This window comes from Porphyromonas uenonis 60-3 (genome assembly GCF_000174775.1).
In the GTDB taxonomy this organism is placed as follows: domain Bacteria; phylum Bacteroidota; class Bacteroidia; order Bacteroidales; family Porphyromonadaceae; genus Porphyromonas; species Porphyromonas uenonis_A.
The window spans coordinates 1-18,985 of the sequence record NZ_ACLR01000125.1 but is presented as its reverse complement, the minus strand read 5'-3'; the positions used below and the strand labels follow the sequence as shown (position 1 = coordinate 18,985).

The window sequence follows — 18,985 nt, the reverse complement described above, 5'->3', positions numbered from 1 at the left end:
CTAGGATAGAGATTCCCGTACCAAACGAGTGCGGCGAGACCTATCGATACACTATTTGGGTAGGAGCTACCCCCCAGCACTATACTATGAGTGACCTAGCACCAGCCTCGGGCAATAAGCACCCCGACTGCCGACTGGCACTCCGGCTCAACGAGCAAGATAGACACGAGGGTCTACTGCCTGAGCCTCTATACTTTGCTACAGACACCATTGAGTGTCCTATGCCTCCTAGAGGTAGCACGATTAGAGTCCCCGTTGCGCCAAACCTGACGCGCTACAGCAACGACTTTGATATATCTCTTACCGAGCTACCCAGCAAGATCATCTATCCGCTCCATATAGAGATCGAGGACAACAACGCTGCTTACGACTTCATGGGTCAGCTGACCAATCCTACCAAGCATGTCATCTATCAGGCGCCACTACCCAACGAAGGTACGACGCGCAGCACCCGTCTCAGCACGCTACGACTAGATGACCCGAAGGCAAAGCCCCAGCTGAGCCTCGTGCGCTCCGATACGGGAGCTAAGATCTTTACCTACGATCTCAAGAAGCTACTAGCCAAGACGCACGACTACCGCCCCGAGTGCCAGTTTGAGTACAACGTAGAGATACGTCTGAAGAGCCTGCCTGACAACACGCACTACGCCGTTGAGATCCTCATCGATGGTTGGACGGTACACTCTTACGAGATAGTCCTCTAATATCACTACACACCAACGTTGTCATATCACTATGAATCGATTACGATATACCCATATATATACGTTCCTCCTCATCTTGGGAGCGCTCCTCACCAGCACCAGTTGCGTGCGGGACTACAATACTCTTGAGTGCGAGGATGACGGCAACAAATATCTTACGCTGACCCTCTCCCTAGCACCCAGTGGCAACGAAGGCCTACGCACGCAAGGCCCCGACTACAGTATCAACTCCGACAAGGATAATCGTGAGGACTATGTGAACGATCTGCGCATCTTCCTGATCCAAAACGGAGTGATTAAGAAGAATGTCTTCTTTACCAATCTGGTGCCGAAGTATTCATACGATGATTATAGCTCGGGTTCAGAAGATGATGGAGTCAGCTATAATTATAAAAGTGGCAAGGCTCAGGTCACCTTCCGGCTCACAGAGAACGAGCTAGGCGAGTATGATCTCGTCGTCGTCGCCAACGAAGGTGCCTATACAAATCCTCCGTCCATAGAGGGTAAGATTAAGGAGCTACCTATTGACCGAGAGAAAGAGCGAGAGGAAGAGGCCGATGCTGCGCTTAGAAAGGCACTTAGAGAGGCACAGACGCTAAAAGACCTCAAGAAGATACGTATCCCCGTCACGAGACGTTACTCTGATACGCATCAAGGAATTGCTTATGAGGGCAAATGGCTAGATACAGAGTATCCATACGTAAAGGTCCTATCGCCAATGACCGCCGAGTATAAGAAAGTAGATTTCTCAGAGGGCGGAACGAAGGAAAACCCTCGGAAGATTGTTTTGCCCACACAAACAGGTGGCATTGAGCTCCTACGTACCTTCGCTAAGGTTGATATAACCATCAAGGATTGTGTCTTACTATACTGGGAAGATGGTGAGGAAAAGCTGAGATGGCGTGGCCCTTGGGGCTTTGGTAGAGAGATGCGCTTCAAGCTTAGGAATGTACCTGAAGAAGTCAACCTCTTCCCTATACCGGAGTACTCCAAAGCTCAGGACTTTATAATAGACGATATTGGTCGAGTTAAGTATCCTGGACCAGATGATCCTCAAGAGGACTTTGTCAAAGACCTCGAGGAGAAGCGCAAAGAGATCAAAAAGAATGGTCTCCCCATCGGTGGGGGCTATCTACTAGATTATAGGCACTACTTCTATATTCCAGAGAAGCTTGTGTCCAGAGATGCAGAGGGTGAGAAGAATGCTCTCCAAATGATCTACGTTTGGTCTCATATTAAGGGTCCTGATCCTTGGCAAGAGATTTCTGAGCCTGCATTAACAACAATGGAGACCAAAGTGGAAACCTTCGACTTTGATAAGAAGAATGCTGGTGCTAGTAAGTATCTCGAGCCTCTGCCAGCAGGGTTTGCTCCCTCAGACAAGAGCGTCTTTAGAAATAGTCTCTACAAGATCACGATCACTCCGTATCGATATGAGTTCCCTCAGCCTAAATAGGGCGACGAGAGCTCTATCGCAAGCATCTTAAAGTCTACGCAGGCACACATTACTAAGTAAATCCATCCTATAAACAGATATAGGCTATGAAGCAATACAATAGCACGACACTCGTGCGCACTATATGGAGTCTCCTCCTCGTCCTCTCAGCACTCTGCCTGATACCCACCACGGCAGAGGCGCAGCTTCGTGTTAGTTCCGCATCTCGCGCCACTATTAAGGGATTCCGAGGAGGATCTGGTCAAATAAGGCTAACCCTCTCTAGAGGTAAAGCTCCTTACACAGTCAAGCTAACAGCATACCCTCCAGAGTACCCAGGACCGTTCTTGTTTACAAGTTCCAACGATGAGATTATTATCTACAATCTACCTAAAGGGGATTACAAACTGGAGGTCTCAGATGATAATGGCTCTGTGGAAACAGTAAGCCGCTCTGTCAAAGAGAAAGGAGTAGGTCTTAATGAGTTCCGCGTTAATGCGAAGTGGTCTCAATTACACACCTCTAATGCAAAGAAATCGCGCTGGATCTCAACAAGGATTTTTGACCCTGATAATTCAATAGTACCACGCTACTACTCTTCTGAGATAGACTCTATAGCTAAGTACTTTGACATTGCCATCTGCGTCCCTAATGACTACTTTAATGGTTATATGAAGGGTCAGGATAATCTCAACTGGTGGGACTTAAAAGAAGCTAAAACGCCACCCACATTTGAAGGAGACCATGGCTGTTGGCTCGTTCAGGATCCTGTTTATGATGATAATCTCCAACCAACAGGACAGACAGTCCAGAGGTCACATCTATTTGTCAAGGTGCCTGACAATATGCTCTCCGCTAATAAAACGTATTATGAGTCGGATAGATGGGCTAATGACCCATCTAATACAAAAATGATAGGTGTAGCTATCCGCGTAAAAGAATCAACAGACCCCAACGACTCGTATTTCACTTATGCGAAGGACTTGTTTGATGGAAGACAATCTTTTGATCCTAACAATTGGCTAGAAGTTACGAACACTAAGCTACTTCCTTGTGCTCCTTATAGACCACTCTTCAGTATTAAGAAAGAAGCAGTCAAAAGGTTGGGACTAAAGTTCCCAGTGACGATCAAGGTTCGGAATAGGTTCAAAGAATATAATGCAAGCGTGTTGACTCTCACGTTTACTGAGGATAATTATACGACTCCTCAAACATTTGATGAGGATGATGGTGGACTAGGCTTTGCTGACTGGAACAGAATTTATATGTATGACAATGATGGTCATGACTCCTCTCTAGGACTAAATCCTATGGGATTAAGTCTAGGAAAAGAAAAACATAAGCCACATGCTTTGCTTGCTCACTACTACCGAGATTCTAAAAAATATAGGTATTGGGATGAGCATAGAGGATGGGTAACCCGCCCTGGAGATGGTAAGATTGGGTTTGACTATTGTGCAGGAACGAGAGATGTTGTGTATGCCATAACTCTATGGGAGACGTATTATGGATATAGTTACAAAAACAGTTTTGCTAATGCAACGGTTACGCTTCTTAAAGCCCCCCCTGGATATACACCACAAAATAAATATTTTCCTAAGATTGGAGAGCCAATTCATATCAAAAAGTATCATACTAGCTCTGACTTCTTCCCCTTTCCTAATAGTGAGGCTCCAGAAGATACTCCCTATATGGCACCATGTTATGATGTCAAAATCCCCGAGGGAGTCTATATCTTCAGGATTCAGTACATAAACGTCTGTGATAAGGAGGTGACTTTCTTTGGAGATGTCGGTGAAAACTTCGCCTTTATGTACGACAATGTGCAATATAAGTTTTCGGCTGATGCTCAAGACTTAAAGCCTCAGTACGAAAAGGTCGGCTGTGACAAGATACGTGTCTATCCTTTCCGTGGGGCGAAGTCTCGTAACATTCTCTTGCGCAATGGTGAGCCTGTTCCAGTATATGCGATGGCTGTCCAGACTGCCAAATCTGGTGGTAGGAGGCGCAGAAGCATCTCCTTTGACCCTGCGAATCTTGCTCAGAATCCCGACAGTTGCTACATAGTGCTACCTTGGCGAAACTCTACTGTAGAGATACAATATAACTTTGAGCCTATACGTCCGCGCACCGAGATTCTTAAATGTTTGAATCAAGGAAAGAATAAGCTTGTCATAGATACCACGCCCCCTACCTATGATCGGGACCAGCTCTACACCTATACCTGTCCGAGTGGTAAGACTGCCTATGTATCGGTATTGCCTATTCATACGGCAGGTGAGACGCTCGTAGAGCTACGTGATGTCAAGGATAAAAACAAGCTCTACGCAAGTGCGACGCTCCCCATGACGGATCAGGGTAAGCCTGTCGTCTTTAACCTCACTGGGGAGCAGATCCAGCCTGAGTATATGCTCTATATTAAAACAGGCTCTAACGACGAAAACTGTCCCCTAGACAATGGTGGTGAGATCATCAAGATGAACGATCTGCGAGGCTCCTCTTTCATCATTGGTGCTGCTAATACCAAGTATTGCGTGGGGGATGAGGTCACACTAGAGTGCCCGCCCGTCACGCCTGAGTCGGAGTACACTTGGACAAAGCCTGATGGAACCAAGATAACAGGACGCAAGATCACCGTCGGTGTCGCAACCGTAGAACTCTCTGGAAAGTGGAAGCTCGAAATCTCAAACGTGCCGTGCGATGGCGCAACAGCGACACAGGAGGTGCCCTTCATGCTATATGTCGCTCCGCTCGAGCTGTGGTGGCGTACGGATGCTGGCTCTCCAGACTGGAACTCGCTCGATAACTGGGCTGACAAGGATGGTAAGCCTATTAAGGCAATCCCTGCTAAGTGTACCGATGTACACCTCCCAGCGGTGGTTAAAAACTACTATCCAAACTTAGACCCGAAGATGACGAAACGAGAGCCACTCGGAGAGCCTGTGTGCAACGATATCTACTTCCACTATGGCTCTGCGCTAGGCGAGCCTCAGCGACTGACTGAGTACTCCCGCGCCTTTATCGACTACAACTTTGGAGTCGTACAGCCTGACGGAACTATCCAAGCGCACAAGGCCCCCAACCATAAGGGCGCTTACGATCTTCTCCTAGATCGGGATCGCTGGTATATGATTGCTACGCCACTCAAGAATGTCTATGCTGGAGACTTCTCACTCGGTGCCCAACCACTCACCTATCAGCGCTACCTCAAGGTGAAGTTTTATGGAGAAAGACCTAAAGAGGCTTCTTTCGATATCCCCATCACCAAGCAGGGACGCTCCATGGTTGCTTACAATCACGCTTTAGCATACAAGGTGGAGGGTTATCACCCTGAAAAGTTAGGAGCTAAGGATCACACGAACCTCAATGGGCTACAGGGTATCATCCGCTTGCCTTACTATGAGAACAAGGAGCGTGCGTCTTTCTATCCACTACACCACTATAGCAAGACGATAGATCGATATAAGTTTAATGAAGAAACGAAAAAATGGGAGCTAGAAGGATTTGTAGTAGATCCACACTCATACTTTGCTTACTTTGATATGAAGGATTTGCGACCTCTCTCTAGGGTGGATTCTGTCAAGAGAGACCCCGCACTGGACTACCGCTTCCTCTTTGAGGATGACAAGACACATACGATAGGTAGGACTAGAGCATCGACAGGGGAACCTGCTGGTGAAGGGACTGACCTAGACTGGGTCGAAGAGGAGATCGAGGGCTACACGATGAAGCTCACCTCCAGCTCCAAGTCTGATAAGTATGTTATCGTGGGTAACCCGTTTATGAGCCCCATAAGCTCTGATAAGTTCTTTGAGGTGAACAAGAATAACATCACAAAGAGTATCTATATATTCACCGATGGCGCTTGGCGCTACTATGGTCAGCAAATATTTGGGGATACGAGTGATGAAGCACTCAAAACGATTCCACCACTGCAAGCCTTTATGGTCTCGCTAAGGTTGGATGGCACTCCCAATGTTTACTTCCCTACTGCGCCAGAGTACTCAGTGCTTGTGGATCCTAATAGTTCAGAAGGAAAGGGTGCTGTGCTACGCAGTACGGACGAGGGGTCAAGCAAGGAACCCGAGCGACATGTCGCGGTGAAGGTCACCGATGCCGAGGGTGGCTATACCTCTGCGGTACTGCTGCCCGAAGATACGGATGAGCCAATCCCAGCACTGATTGCGCCGGAGGGTATGCAGACAGCTCCGCTTGTCTACTTCATCAGCCCGATCGATAGCAGCTGCAACTTCGTACAGACCAATGTGGATCGTGCCGTGGTCGAGCTAGGCGTCTTTGCGCCTACCGATGGGATGCTCACGCTAGACTTCACGACGTTGGCGGAGAAGCCCTTTGACAAGCTGTCTCTCTACGACCGTCTGAGAGGCACCGAGCAGGATCTGCTGGTCAACCCGACCTACAGCTACGGCTATAGCGAGCGTGACGGACGCCGCTTCGAGTTGCGTATGTCGTACGGCAACGTCCGCTACGAGGAGCAGCAGGATCACCAGGCTGATCTAGCCATCGAGCGCACCGCTACGGGCTATCGCATATCCTACGATCAGGGTATCGCAGGCTACCAGCTATACAGCGTCCACGGCTATCTACTAGAGCGTGCTACGACCGATGGTCAGACGCAGGTAGATATCGAGATGCCCGAGACAGACGTCGTACTGCTCGACGTACAGTCCGCCGACGGTCTCCGCTGGATCAAGAAGCTCCAGCGCTAAGAACGCGCTCGTCGCATATAAATAATAGAGTAATCGGGGTAGTCCTCCTAGTGAGAGCTACCCCGATTGCTGTATCATAGCCATAGGAGTGTGGCTAGGATGGGGGATGTTTGTCAATGCCTCTCTACATAGATAGACGGTGCAAAGGTAATACGACAGTTCATCAAGACGGAGCTCAGTTGCTCTCAGCGTCACGCTGTGATCTGCAAACGTCTCAACATCCTCTAAGGGGGAGCGACGCATTCCGAGAAATGCCCCGTTAAAACCCTGACACCGTAAACTTTGACACAACGGACGCACAGATCGTGCGTCCCTACAACCGTTACTCGACCATCTCTTCTCGCCCTCCTCCCGATGGCTCCGATCCCCTCAGATCGCTCCGATAGTTCCGATCCCCTCTCCCCTCTCTAATCCTCTAGTTTCTAGCCTCTTTTTTGTATCTTTGCCGTACAACATCTTTGAGTGGTGGTGCATCAGCTCGCCTGCCGAGCGATGCAAGAGGGAAGTCCAGTGAGAATCTGGTACAGTGCCCGCTACTGTGATCCCCCTATTTCACAGAGCCTATCACAAGAGTCGTATGAGCCACTGCCCGACTGAGGTCTGGTGGGAAGGCGTTGATAGGCTGGGGTAAGTCAGGAGACCTGCCTCCACTCGTAACTTAGTATATAACTGTGTACGCTCGGTGGCAAGCGTACCTCAATGCTATGTCAATGGATCAGAGGCATATCTCTCTCAGAAGGTGCTACGCTTGCGAGCGTGGTGCTATCCCTGTGCTATGCTTAGACTTGACCTAGCAGATCAAAGCAACAATCGTATGATGCAACGACTCCTATTATTATATATGACACTACTCCTAGGTGGGCTCTCGCTACAGGCGGGCAATAAGATCTTTGAGACCGACTCGCTCTTTGCTGCTATGGCACCCGGTGACAAAGGCGCTATCCTCGTGGTTCACTTTGGCACGACCCATGACGACACCCGTCGGGTCACCCTCGATGCGATCAATAAGCGCATAGCCTCCGCCTATCCCAACCTAGAGGTTCGTCAAGCTTACAGTTCGCGTATCGTGCGCAAGCGCCTAGCAGCGCGGGGTATAGAGATCCCCACGCCAGGCGAAGCGCTCAAAGAGCTAGCCCGTGAAGGTTTTACCCATCTGCTGGTTGTCTCGACGACCATCGTCGATGGGGTAGAGATGGAGTCGCTATCCTATGAGGTGGCGCATCAGCAGAGCCACTTTAAGAAGATCAGACTGGTGACGCCACTCCTCTTCTACGAGAGTGATTATAAGGATTTGACCGCCATCATGACCGCTCATCTAGAGCCCGATGTGGCTTACCTATGGGTGGGTCACGGCACCTACGATAGTGCCACGGCTCAGTATGCGATGCTGGATCACTATCTGCAGCGCCACGGCTATGGACAGGTGATCGTGGGCTGTGTGGAGGGTTATCCTTACTATGAGGAGGCGCTCGAGCGTCTGCGTGCTACTGGTCTCAAGCGAGTCTGCCTACAGCCGCTCATGATCGTGGCAGGCGAGCATGCCCAGGAGGATATGCTCCAAGAGTGGCAGCCCCGTCTAGAGAAGCTCGGCTATCAGGTTGAGAGCGTGGTGCGTGGCCTGGGCGAGCTACCTGAGGTACAGGAGATGATCTTGAGAAAGGTCGACTTCTTCATGACACACCGTCGTCTCTCCATTATGGACAAGAAAGCGATCTACGAGGAGACTGGCGAGAAGCTACACCAGTCTGACTCTATAGCTCAGTAAGCCGATGAGACGTAGCTACCTTTACCTATTTCTGCTCCTAGCTAGCTGTGTGCTCCCGCTCACAGCGCAGCGGAAGACACGCACACAGCCTCACGACACGATAGACTATAAGAACCTCGGCGAGGTGATCGTCGTGGCGCCTACCCATAGACGTATCATGCAGCAGCAGACGCTATCGGCGATCAGCCTAGATGTCAAGCCCCTCATCGCCTCGATGGGAAGCCTCAATGAACTGGTCGCTCAGAGCTCGGGCGTACGTCTCAGAGAGTCTGGTGGCGTGGGCTCAAGCAATGAACTGTCTATCAATGGTCTGTCGGGTAGTGCCGTTCGCTACTTTATCAATGGTGTGCCACTCTCCTCGATGGGCGAGGGGGCTTCGCTCGCTACACTGCCGGTGAACCTCATTGATCGTGTTGAGATCTACAAAGGGGTGGTGCCGCCCGAGCTCGGTATGGATGCCCTCGGTGGAGCGGTCAACATCGTGACCAACAGCCGCGGGGAGAGCTATCTGGACTGTTCGCTGCGGGGTGGCTCCTTTCACACCTTTGCCCTAGATCTAGCGGGGCAGTATAGAGAGCAGCGGAGTGGCTTTACGGTGCGCCCCACACTACGCTATCAGTACTCTAAGAATGACTACATCATGCGTGGCATGGAGGTGTGGAATGGTGAAAAGCAAGAGTACGAGCAGCGCGACTTCCGACGCTTTCACGATGGCTACCAGTCGATCTTAGGACGTCTGCAACTGGGCGTGACCAAGAAGCCGTGGGCTGATGCGGCTCTGCTCGGGGTAGGCTATACAAAGAGTGCCAGCGAGATACAGACCGGCTTTCGTCAGACGCTGGTCATTGGTGAGGCGATGCGTGATCGCGACGACTTGAGCTTCTCGGCACATTATGCCAAGCGCAATCTCTTCACCCCAGGGCTCTCCGCCACGCTGGACGCTTCCTTCGCTCGCAATCATATCATGATCACAGATACTGCCTACCGCAAGTATAGCTGGGACGGCACCTTCGTAGAGACACACTACAGCGAGCTGATGCGTCGCACTCGTATGATCCGTCACACGGTGCGTCCCTCCTGGACAGCACGTGCTAACCTCGCCTATAGCATCCCTCAGGGCGGAGATCTCAACTTCAACTATCAGATGAGCTCCATAGCCAATGAGCGGTACGATACTTACGATCCTGACTTTGAGTCGTCACGTGACCGCATGGCGCAGCACATCTTCGGGCTCTCGTATGGCACGACACTCCTCCACGGGCGCTTGCGTGGGATGATCTTTGCCAAGGACTACCTCTACCACGTTGCCATCGAGCAGGCTGATATGTACTGGTTGACGGGTGTCAAAGATGTGCCCACGCAACAGACTAAAAACAAACTAGGCTATGGGCTAGGCCTACGCTACACGATTGCTGACGAGCTGGCTGTCAAAGCCTCCTTCGAGCGTGCCACCCGCCTGCCGACAGCTCGTGAGCTGATGGGCAATGGTGCCAATATCTACCCCAACTTCAAGCTTCAGCCTGAGCAAGCTTACAACCTCAACCTAACGCTCTACGGACAGGCGCAGTGGGCTGGTCTGCACTTCCTCAACTACGAGGCGACCGCCTTCTATCGCAACGTCTCCAACTACATACACCGTGTGGTGCTGGGTGACGTCGAGAGCCAGTACGAGAATGTCGGTTCGTCGCTCGTCCTCGGTGGCGAGATGGAGGTCAAGTACAACTATGCTAACCTCCTTGACCTCACGCTCAACGGCACCTACACCGACGAGCGGGACCGCACGCACATCAACGTCTACGGTCAGCCCAACCCGACCTACGGCTATCGGATCCCCAACGATCCCTTCCTCTATGGCAATCTACTCCTAGGGGCTAACTGGCGCAAGCCGTTTGGCATCCAGGCGAGTGCCATACACTTTAATGCGGGTCTAGGCTATATCCATTGGTTTTACCTCACCTGGGCAGCCTTTGGGCGCAAAAACACCAAGGCGGTCATCCCGACCAGTTACGACCTCTCGGCCGGGGTCACCTGGAGCTTCGCTCACGACCGCTACTCCATATCTCTGCAGAGCAGCAATCTACTAGACCGTCCGCTCTATGACAACTATATGTTACAGAAGCCTGGACGCGCCTTCTACTGCAAGCTCCGCATATTCCTCAATTAGAAGACATACAAACACTTATATCAATCATCAAAACTTAGATTACTATGACTAAAGCTTATCGCTTACTGGCGGCCCTCGTGGTCGCTCTCGTCACACTCTCATTCACAGCGTGTGACCCGGATACGCCCCAGCCTGAGCAGGAGATAACCGTGGGCTATGACCTATGGATTCCTTTGGGAGGAGCCACTGGTCAGTCAACCGCCAACAAGGATGCACACATCATCGCACGTGTTGCTGACCTGACCACGGGTGCCCTGAGTATCAAGGGGCAGGGAGTAGAGACTTCTGCATCTACCATAACGCCCAACGTGGTATACCACAAGGGCTACTACTACAGCGTCTCTCGTAAAGGGGACTTTAGCAAGTTCCGCGTGTCAAGCACGGGCATCGAGACCATCAAGGAGATCCCTATGCCACAGATCCTAGATCGTCGCTTCTCACACGCTTGGCTAGACGACAACACGCTCGTCCTAGTCAGCTCCGTAGGTGACAAGCAGGAGATGTCTTGGGTCAAGGTTGATGTCAATAAGATGGCCATCGTATCTGAGGGCAAGCTTGACCTACCTAAGCCTGCCGAGGGTGAGCTCTTTAACTCTAGCGGTCTGCTAGGCTACCGCAAGGCTGACAATATGCTCATCTTCCCACACGTATATATGGAGAAGTCTAAGAAGACCGCTATGGCACTACCTCCTAAGCGTAATGAGATCTACATTGCATTCATCGACGCAAGTACGATGCAGGTGAAGAAGATCGACAAGGACCCACGCTGCGAGCACCTGAGCTCTACCTCTTTTGGAGAGACGCGCAGTCAGAAGACTTTCTTCGACTCTAAGGGCAACTTCTACTTTGCTACAGCTACCTGCAATATCCCCGAGAATGCTAAGAAGAAGAGCGGTACGAAGCAGCGTAGCTTCCTCTTCCGTGTCAATGCAGGCTCTATGGAGACAGACAAGAGCTTCGACGGATATGCACAGCCTCGTGGTAAGATCATCACCGTCTTCCCGCTCAATGATGACGAGGTGCTCCTCTATATGCAGGACCCCGACTTCAAGGAGAAGGGCAATACCAACTGGAGTAGCAAGGATAACCGCTACATCTACTACTGGCTACGTTGCAACATGAAGACGCATCAGGTGGAGCATATCAAGGATATCCCCTTTAGCAATGGCAACTTCGGTCAGTTGGTCGTACGCAATGGTGACTTGGTCAGCATCGGTGCCAATGTAGAGGGCGCTCCCACGACCATCTACCAGTACAACCTCAACACCCGTAAGGTGACCAAGGGTGCTACGCTGGCTGACGGCTTCGAGCTAGACCGCATCACGCCCGTCGTCAAGGAGTAACCCCCCCCTAGCACAGTGCGACTACAGCCAGGCTTGTAGTCGTAGGGACGCACAGAACGAGTAGCCCTTTGTAGGGACGCACGATCTGTGCGTCCGTTGTGTCAAAGCAAGACGTGTAACGGTTGTCTGGACGCACGGTCGGACGCAGACCGTCGGAGCGTCCGTTGTGTCAAAGCAAGACGAGTAACGGTTGTAGGGACGCACGGGAGTGTCTAGCGAGAGGGCGTCCGTTGTGTCAAAGGTTACGGTGTCCGTGATGTCAAAGGTTACAGCGTCGTGGTTTTAACGGGGACGGACGCACGACCGTGCGTCCCTACAGCCGTTACTCGTCTTGCCGTACTACAACGGACGCACGGTCGTGCGTCCATACACTTCGCTACACGTCTCGCCTACCGAGGAAATCGGAAATCGCCACGGAGCAAACGAAAATTCTCCACGGAACCGGGAAATAAAAGTTCGGAAGAATGAAATGAAACTTCGGAAGAAGCAAATCAAAGTTCGGAAGAATTTTTTCATTGCTAGGTAGAGGATTTTCGTTTGCTCCGTGGAGATTTTCGATTTCCTCGGAGGTGTGGGCTGAGTGGCGGTGATCGGCTGTCAGCGGCTTGCGGGCGGTTAGCGAGAGACATCGGAGTGATCGGAGCTATCAGACGAGTAACGGTTGTAGGGACGCTCGGTCGAGCGTCCGTTGTGTCAAAAGTTACGGTATCCGTGGTTTTAACGGGGACGGACGCACAGATCGTGCGTCCCTACAGCCGTTACACGTCTCGTGTGATCCCTACTGCGGAAGCTGGTAACATTTGCCTCAATTGTTTCGCAGTAAGAAAATAAAGAGGTATCTTTGCCAAACGGATTGTACAATCACGCTTGCAACCCTACGCTTGACACTGCGACTCTTGGGGCTGAAAGCGTCTCTAGGACTCTCCTGCAAAGCGAAATACAGATAATACAACTATATAGACATGGCTAATAAGCAAATGAGAACGGAAGGCGACCTGCTAGGCGATCGCCAACTACCCGCAGACGCACTCTATGGTGTGCAGACGCTACGCGGTATGGAGAACTTTCAGATTAGCAACTTCAAACTGAGCCAGTGCGCTTACTTCATCAAGGGTCTAGCCTACACTAAGTGGGGCGCAGCTGTCGCCAACCACAGCGAGGGCATCCTGACCGATGAGCAGTACGAGGCTATCGTCTTCGCCTGCAAGGAGCTGATCGCTGGTAAGCATCACGATGCTTTTGCAGTGGATATGATCCAGGGTGGCGCTGGTACGACGACCAATATGGCTGCCAACGAGGTAATCTGCAATATTGCCCTCCAGAAGATGGGGCACCAGCCTGGCGAGTACAAGTATCTCGCTCCTAATGATGGGGTCAATGCTTCGCAGTCTACCAATGATGCTTACCCTACAGCCATTCACCTAGGGCTATACCCCAAGGGGCTAGAGGTGTACAAGCATATCGAGCAGCTCGTTGCAGCGCTCCGTGCTAAGGCTGAGGAGATGAAGCATGTCCTCAAGATAGGTCGTACGCAGCTACAGGACGCTGTGCCTATGACGCTGGGACAGACTTTCCACGGCTTTGCCTCTATCCTTGAGGAGGAGCTACCAAGGCTCAAGAGTGCCTGCGAGGAGTTCCTAACGGTCAATATGGGTGCTACCGCTATCGGTACGGGTATCGCTTCAGAGCCAGGCTATGCAGAGGCTTGTGTCAAGGCTTTGGCTGAGATCACGGGCTGGCCTGTCCAGCTGAGCGCTGATCTCGTCGGTGCTACGAGCGATACCTCCGTCATGATCGGCTACTCATCCGCACTACGTCGTATCGCTGTCAAGATCAATAAGATCTGCAACGATATCCGCCTCCTATCCTCTGGTCCTAGAGCTGGTATTGGCGAGTTTAACGTACCCGCTGTGCAACCAGGCTCCTCGATCATGCCAGGTAAGGTAAACCCTGTCATCCCCGAGGTGATGAGCCAGGTATGCTACAAGGTGATGGGCAACGATACAACCGTCCTGATGGCTGGAGATGCTGCTCAGATGGAGCTCAACGCTATGGAGCCTGTCATGGCTCAGTGCTGCTTCGAGAGCTCTGATCTGATGATGCGTGGTATCACGACCCTCATCGAGCGTTGTATCACTGGCATCACGCCCAACGAGGAGCGTTGTCGTCAGCAGATCGAGGCTTCGATCACGATCGTTACGGCGCTCAACCCAATCATCGGTTACAAGAACTCAACCAAGATTGCCAAGGAGGCGCTTGAGACGGGCAAGGGTATCTACGAGCTAGTCCTGGAGCATGGCATCCTAGACAAGAAGGATCTTGACGAGGTGATGGATCCCAAGCATATGACTCAGCCCTCGAAGCTTGATCACATCAAGCCTAAGAAGCAACTATAAGCGGATATTGACGGGGTGGGGGAGACACAAGCCACCCCGTCGATACATCCCCCTAGACTACAGAGGAAATAGGAACTACTAATCTTTAAGACCTTATATATTATGAAGAGATTAGCTTTAATCAGCTTTGCACTCGTCAGCATGCTGGCGTTTGTAGCTTGCTCTAGTCCTACGAAAAAGGCGGAGCAGGTCACGATGGACTTCTTCAAGGCGCTCAATGCTGGTGACTACGACAAGGCTCGTACTTACACAGCGTCTGAGCAGGCTGAGGCGTATGTCAATCTTATGTCCTACTTTGACTCTGATAGTGTCAAGGCATTCTCTCAAGAGGGCGAACCAGAGCGAACAACCAAGATTGCAAGCTCAGAGGATCACCAAGACACGATCATCTGCTATGTAGAGACGACTGAGCAACAGTCAGAGCCTGCTGATAGTGCAGATGTCTTCAAGCAAAAGGTGGTCCTCACTAAGGTAGACAACGAGTGGAAGATCGTTGACATCCCTATGAAGTAACCTAGGTGACTGCCACTCTGGCATGCACTCCTTAGACTTAATCTCATGATGAAGTCTATCTACCACAAGCCCCAAGAGCTAGCGAGGTCTCTCCTCCTACTGCTCTTGGGGCTTGCGCTATTTGGCTCTGTCGCCTGCACGTCTCATCATCGTGACCAGGAGATGATAGCTATCGATACGACGACACTGCGCCCTGGCAGTCTCATACTGCGTCGTGGCGAGGGGATGCTCTCGGCATTCTTTAGCAAGGTGGCCTCCGAGGGGCAGCGTTACAGCCATTGCGGTATCATTGATTTTGACTCTACTAGCCATCGCTGGATCGTATGGCACGCTTATCAGGATGACTATCTGGGTGCTGACGGTATCTTTCGCCAGCCACTAGACAGCTTTCTGATGGAGTCGGAGGCGGTCGTCATCTATCCCGCCTTAGCGCTGGACAGCTTGGGCTTGCAGCTGATGAGAGCCTATATAGCGCTTCACAGCCCTGGGGGAAGGTATCCCAAGAGGTTCGACTCGCGCTTTGACCTCAGAGATACGACTACGCTCTACTGCACTGAGTTTGTCGCACTAGCCTACAATAGTACAGGCATCCCAGACTATCAGATCACGCCTACGGGTCATGTGCCAGGCATATCTCACGCTTACTACACCCTTGACGACTTAATCCAGGGTCTCCAATCTGTGCAAGTCTCATCGGATGGTAGATTTTCTCAATCTCATTAAAGCTCAGAGGTCAATCAATGAATAGATGCTTTTGTGCCATTAGACCGCTCCCACAAAGCATTTGACGCAACGGCTTAGACAGGTTGAAAGATCAAAGAACTAATTCTAGGTATCCTGACCCCTTGCACATTCAAAAATAATGTGTACCTTTGCACCAGTTACTAATCACTTATACTAAAGCTAATATGAAGAAGGTATTTGTACTCGTAGCTGCTGTTGCAGCTCTAAGCCTTGTTTCTTGCAACAAGGAGAACCAGAATCAGGACGCTCAGAATGCTGAGCAGAACGTTGAGAACGCTCAGGAGAATCTTGATGCAGCAGCTCAGGATATGCAGAACGCAGCTCAGGATGCAGCTCAGGTAGCTGCTGACGAGGCTAACGCTGCTGCTGATGCAACTGCAGAGGCTGCTCAGGCTACAGCTGACAAGGCTCAGGAGACTGCTGACCAGATCAAGAAGTAAACACCAACTTCTCTAGATCACTCAGAATCTGAGATAACCTAAGCAATAAAACATGATGAAGATCACCTACTCCTCCTAGTGAGGGGTAGGTGACCTTTTATTAAGGTGGTAGCTGGACGGAGCTAAGAGCGTGGTGACCCTGAGCTCTGAAGGCTCCTGGCGGGGAAGCTCTCTCTCCGCTCTACTAAATTGTGGGTATCCCTCGGCGCATGAACGTATCGGAGGATGTGCTACCTTTGGACTGACGGAGACTGTAGTGTCTGGTCTAGAAGCTCCCTCAGGCTGTGGGGCTGCGACCTAGACTCACCTACGCTCTCGCAAGCAGTATAGCTATGAGTATCACATACAGTGTGGTGGCTACGATCGTGAGACTTCTCAACATCAAGAAGCTCTTTAGGATGCCACGAAAAAAGATCATTGCTTTTGCGACGAAGCAGTGTAACAAGTTCAAGTTTGACCTAAATCGCTTCAAGGGGTACAACTGCTCCATTGAGGAGGTTGGCGGATTTTCGTGTATCAAGCTACAAGCTGGCCCGAAGCCCGCGACGAAGGCTGTGCTACAGCTCTATGGCGGTGGCTATATAACGCCTCCAGATAGCCGAGACTTTAAGCTCGCCAAGCGTATAGTGGACCAGACGGGGAGTGACGTTTGGCTGTTTCTCTATCCACCTAGCTATAGAGCATCGCCTGGATGTGACCTTCGAGCAGTGCTATAAGCTCTACCAGCGTATGCTAGAGTGCTATGGCAGCTGAGGAGATCTCGATCCTGGGCTTCTCCTCGGGCGCTTGTCTTGCCATCGGACTCGGGCTCCACAACAATGTACAGCCTGAGCCTCTGCCCATGCCGAGACAGATCATAGCGGTGTCTCCTGGAGCCTGCCCGCTCTCGCTATGTGAGGGGTATGAAGCGACTGCTGACGATGCGGATCTGATAGCCTCTCTGGAGAAGCTCTCGGCGGAGGATATCATCACCGACTACCACTACGTTAGCACTATTGCTCCTGTCCTGAGCAAGGGGCAGAAGCTTCCCGCCTATATGCTCAATAGCTGTGTGGGAGACTTCTCGCACTTCCCAAAGACCTACCTTTACTACGGCTCTTGCGAGTGTTTTTATGCCTGTGCCCCATACTTTAAGGAGGCCTTCGTGCGGTATGGCGTCCCTTACGAGATTCATGTGGGAGAGGGATTGTGCCATTGCTATCCACTCTTTCGCTTCTTTCCTGAGGGGCGTCGTGCACAAGACGAGATCATTGATCGCCTTAAGTGACAAGAGTGGGCTCAGCCCCGCAACGGTTACACAGTCTACGGTTCAGTAGCTCAGGCAGCCAGGCATGTGTTTACGCTTCGGTTAGTCTCTTGCATAAAAGACTTGACGTTGCGCTGGCATATGAGCTATTTGTTGTACTTTTGAAGCGTGAAGATAGTACGACACTCTTGGCAGTGGTGGCTGAAGAACTTCTTGCCACTCCTCATAGGCTTGGCGATATTGTTTTACCTCTATCGCCATCTAGAGCTCGGAGACACGCTACGCTTGTTACAGCATGGCGTGCGCTACGAGTACTTGCTCTTGTCCTTGCCTCTGGGGCTCCTAGGCAATGTGGTGCGAGGCTATCGCTGGCATCTGCTGATGCGCCCCCTCTACAACCCGCCCGCCCGTCCTATCAATCCGATCTTGATCACAATCGGGAGCTATGCGGTCAACTTTGTCATACCACGTGCTGGCGAGGTGTGGCGCTGCACTGAGATGAAGCAACGAGAGGACTATGCGCTCTCGGCAACGGTCGGTACGCTCCTAGTGGATCGTCTGTCCGATGCGCTCATAGTCTTAGCTCTCCTAGTAGCTATGATGCTGTTTCAGACGGGAGCTGTGTCCCAGATCTTAGCTTCTCGGGGACTATCGCTCGGAGGTGGGGTAGGGCGCCTCTTCTCGTCAGACTATGCCACCGCATGGATCATCGCAGGCGGGGTGCTACTCGTTACTGCGCTGGTCTTCTATCGCTTTAGAAAGAGTAGCTTCATGCAGCGTGTCAGAGGCAAGCTACGCTCTGTCCTGCAGGCTGCGTCAACACTGAGAGGATGGCGCGCTTGGAGCCAGTTCCTCGTGCTGACGCTCCTCTTGTGGATCGTGTACTACTACTTCTTTTACGTCACATTTGGTGCTTTTGCTTTCACCGCTGAGTTAGGGCATCGGGTCGCTTTTGCCACCTTTGCGCTCTCCACCTTGATGATTGTCGTGCCTACGCCTGCGGGAGTAGGCCCGTGGCACTACGCAGTGATTACATCGCTTACAGCCTTCGGGGTGAGCGAAGCCGAGGCGGGGCAGTTTGCCCTGATCGTGCATGCCGTACAGACCTTGTGGACTATATCCGTGGGAGTCATCGCTATCCTGCTCCTGCCGATCATCAATCGAAGGTACAAGCGCGAGAAAGAGTATACTGTAAAAGGGTAGTCGCAGAAAGCGTATCAACCCACGGCCTAATGAAGAAAGCCAACATCTAGCACCCTTAATATGAAGCGAATCTTCTTACTCCTAACCTTACTCCTCAATAGCCTTCTGACGCTCTCCGCTCAGACTTACATCTACAGTGGTGATAAGCGCTACGACTACGATTCACGAGTCATCGCCACGTGGGACGGCTCTCGCCTCTACAGCGGTGACAAGCGCTACGACTACGACTCACGAGTCCTTGCCACGTGGGACGGCACTCGCCTCTACAGCGGTGATAAGCGCTACGACTACGACTCACGAGT

General features: G+C 51.4%; 13 protein-coding genes, 1 pseudogene and 1 riboswitch. All 14 genes and pseudogenes read left to right on the top strand.

What is annotated here, in order from left to right:
* Positions 1-704, top strand: a 704-nt coding sequence (locus PORUE0001_RS04940; RefSeq protein WP_007365356.1) for a FimB/Mfa2 family fimbrial subunit, incomplete at its 5' end; no start/stop codon positions are given.
* A gap of 31 nt (positions 705-735) precedes the next feature.
* Entirely contained in the window at positions 736-2,160 is a 1,425-nt protein-coding gene (locus PORUE0001_RS04935; RefSeq protein WP_007365360.1) for a DUF5110 domain-containing protein, read from the top strand.
* 1,670 nt (positions 2,161-3,830) lie between these two features.
* The gene (locus tag PORUE0001_RS04930) at positions 3,831-6,869 is read left to right on the top strand and encodes a hypothetical protein (protein ID WP_039865627.1); all 3,039 of its coding nucleotides are present in this window, start codon (positions 3,831-3,833) and stop codon (positions 6,867-6,869) included.
* A gap of 449 nt (positions 6,870-7,318) precedes the next feature.
* Positions 7,319-7,533: riboswitch (cobalamin riboswitch) on the top strand.
* Between the two features lie 111 nt (positions 7,534-7,644).
* The gene (locus tag PORUE0001_RS04925) at positions 7,645-8,634 is read left to right on the top strand and encodes a sirohydrochlorin cobaltochelatase (RefSeq protein WP_232501418.1); all 990 of its coding nucleotides are present in this window, start codon (positions 7,645-7,647) and stop codon (positions 8,632-8,634) included.
* A 4-nt stretch (positions 8,635-8,638) separates the two neighbouring features.
* Positions 8,639-10,798: a TonB-dependent receptor plug domain-containing protein gene (locus PORUE0001_RS04920; RefSeq protein ID WP_007365363.1), complete on the top strand. Its 2,160-nt coding sequence runs from the start codon at positions 8,639-8,641 to the stop codon at positions 10,796-10,798.
* A gap of 44 nt (positions 10,799-10,842) precedes the next feature.
* Positions 10,843-12,141, top strand: coding sequence for a hypothetical protein (locus tag PORUE0001_RS04915; protein WP_007365366.1), 1,299 nt, complete (start codon positions 10,843-10,845; stop codon positions 12,139-12,141).
* Positions 12,142-13,103: 962 nt separating this feature from the next.
* Positions 13,104-14,537, top strand: coding sequence for an aspartate ammonia-lyase (locus tag PORUE0001_RS04910; RefSeq protein WP_007365358.1), 1,434 nt, complete (start codon positions 13,104-13,106; stop codon positions 14,535-14,537).
* 102 nt (positions 14,538-14,639) lie between these two features.
* Positions 14,640-15,050: a DUF4878 domain-containing protein gene (locus tag PORUE0001_RS04905; protein ID WP_039865626.1), complete on the top strand. Its 411-nt coding sequence runs from the start codon at positions 14,640-14,642 to the stop codon at positions 15,048-15,050.
* Between the two features lie 45 nt (positions 15,051-15,095).
* Positions 15,096-15,773 (top strand): YiiX/YebB-like N1pC/P60 family cysteine hydrolase, encoded by a 678-nt coding sequence (locus PORUE0001_RS04900; RefSeq protein WP_007365365.1) that lies wholly within the window; start codon positions 15,096-15,098, stop codon positions 15,771-15,773.
* 185 nt (positions 15,774-15,958) lie between these two features.
* Entirely contained in the window at positions 15,959-16,234 is a 276-nt protein-coding gene (locus PORUE0001_RS04895; RefSeq protein WP_007365355.1) for a hypothetical protein, read from the top strand.
* Positions 16,235-16,566: 332 nt separating this feature from the next.
* Entirely contained in the window at positions 16,567-16,950 is a 384-nt protein-coding gene (locus tag PORUE0001_RS10860; protein WP_007365364.1) for a hypothetical protein, read from the top strand.
* A gap of 26 nt (positions 16,951-16,976) precedes the next feature.
* Positions 16,977-17,501, top strand: coding sequence for an alpha/beta hydrolase fold domain-containing protein (locus PORUE0001_RS10855; RefSeq protein WP_007365367.1), 525 nt, complete (start codon positions 16,977-16,979; stop codon positions 17,499-17,501).
* A gap of 147 nt (positions 17,502-17,648) precedes the next feature.
* Positions 17,649-18,683, top strand: coding sequence for a lysylphosphatidylglycerol synthase transmembrane domain-containing protein (locus PORUE0001_RS04885; RefSeq protein WP_007365362.1), 1,035 nt, complete (start codon positions 17,649-17,651; stop codon positions 18,681-18,683).
* Positions 18,684-18,743: 60 nt separating this feature from the next.
* Positions 18,744-18,985, top strand: a pseudogene (locus PORUE0001_RS04880) (hypothetical protein); the annotation flags it as partial.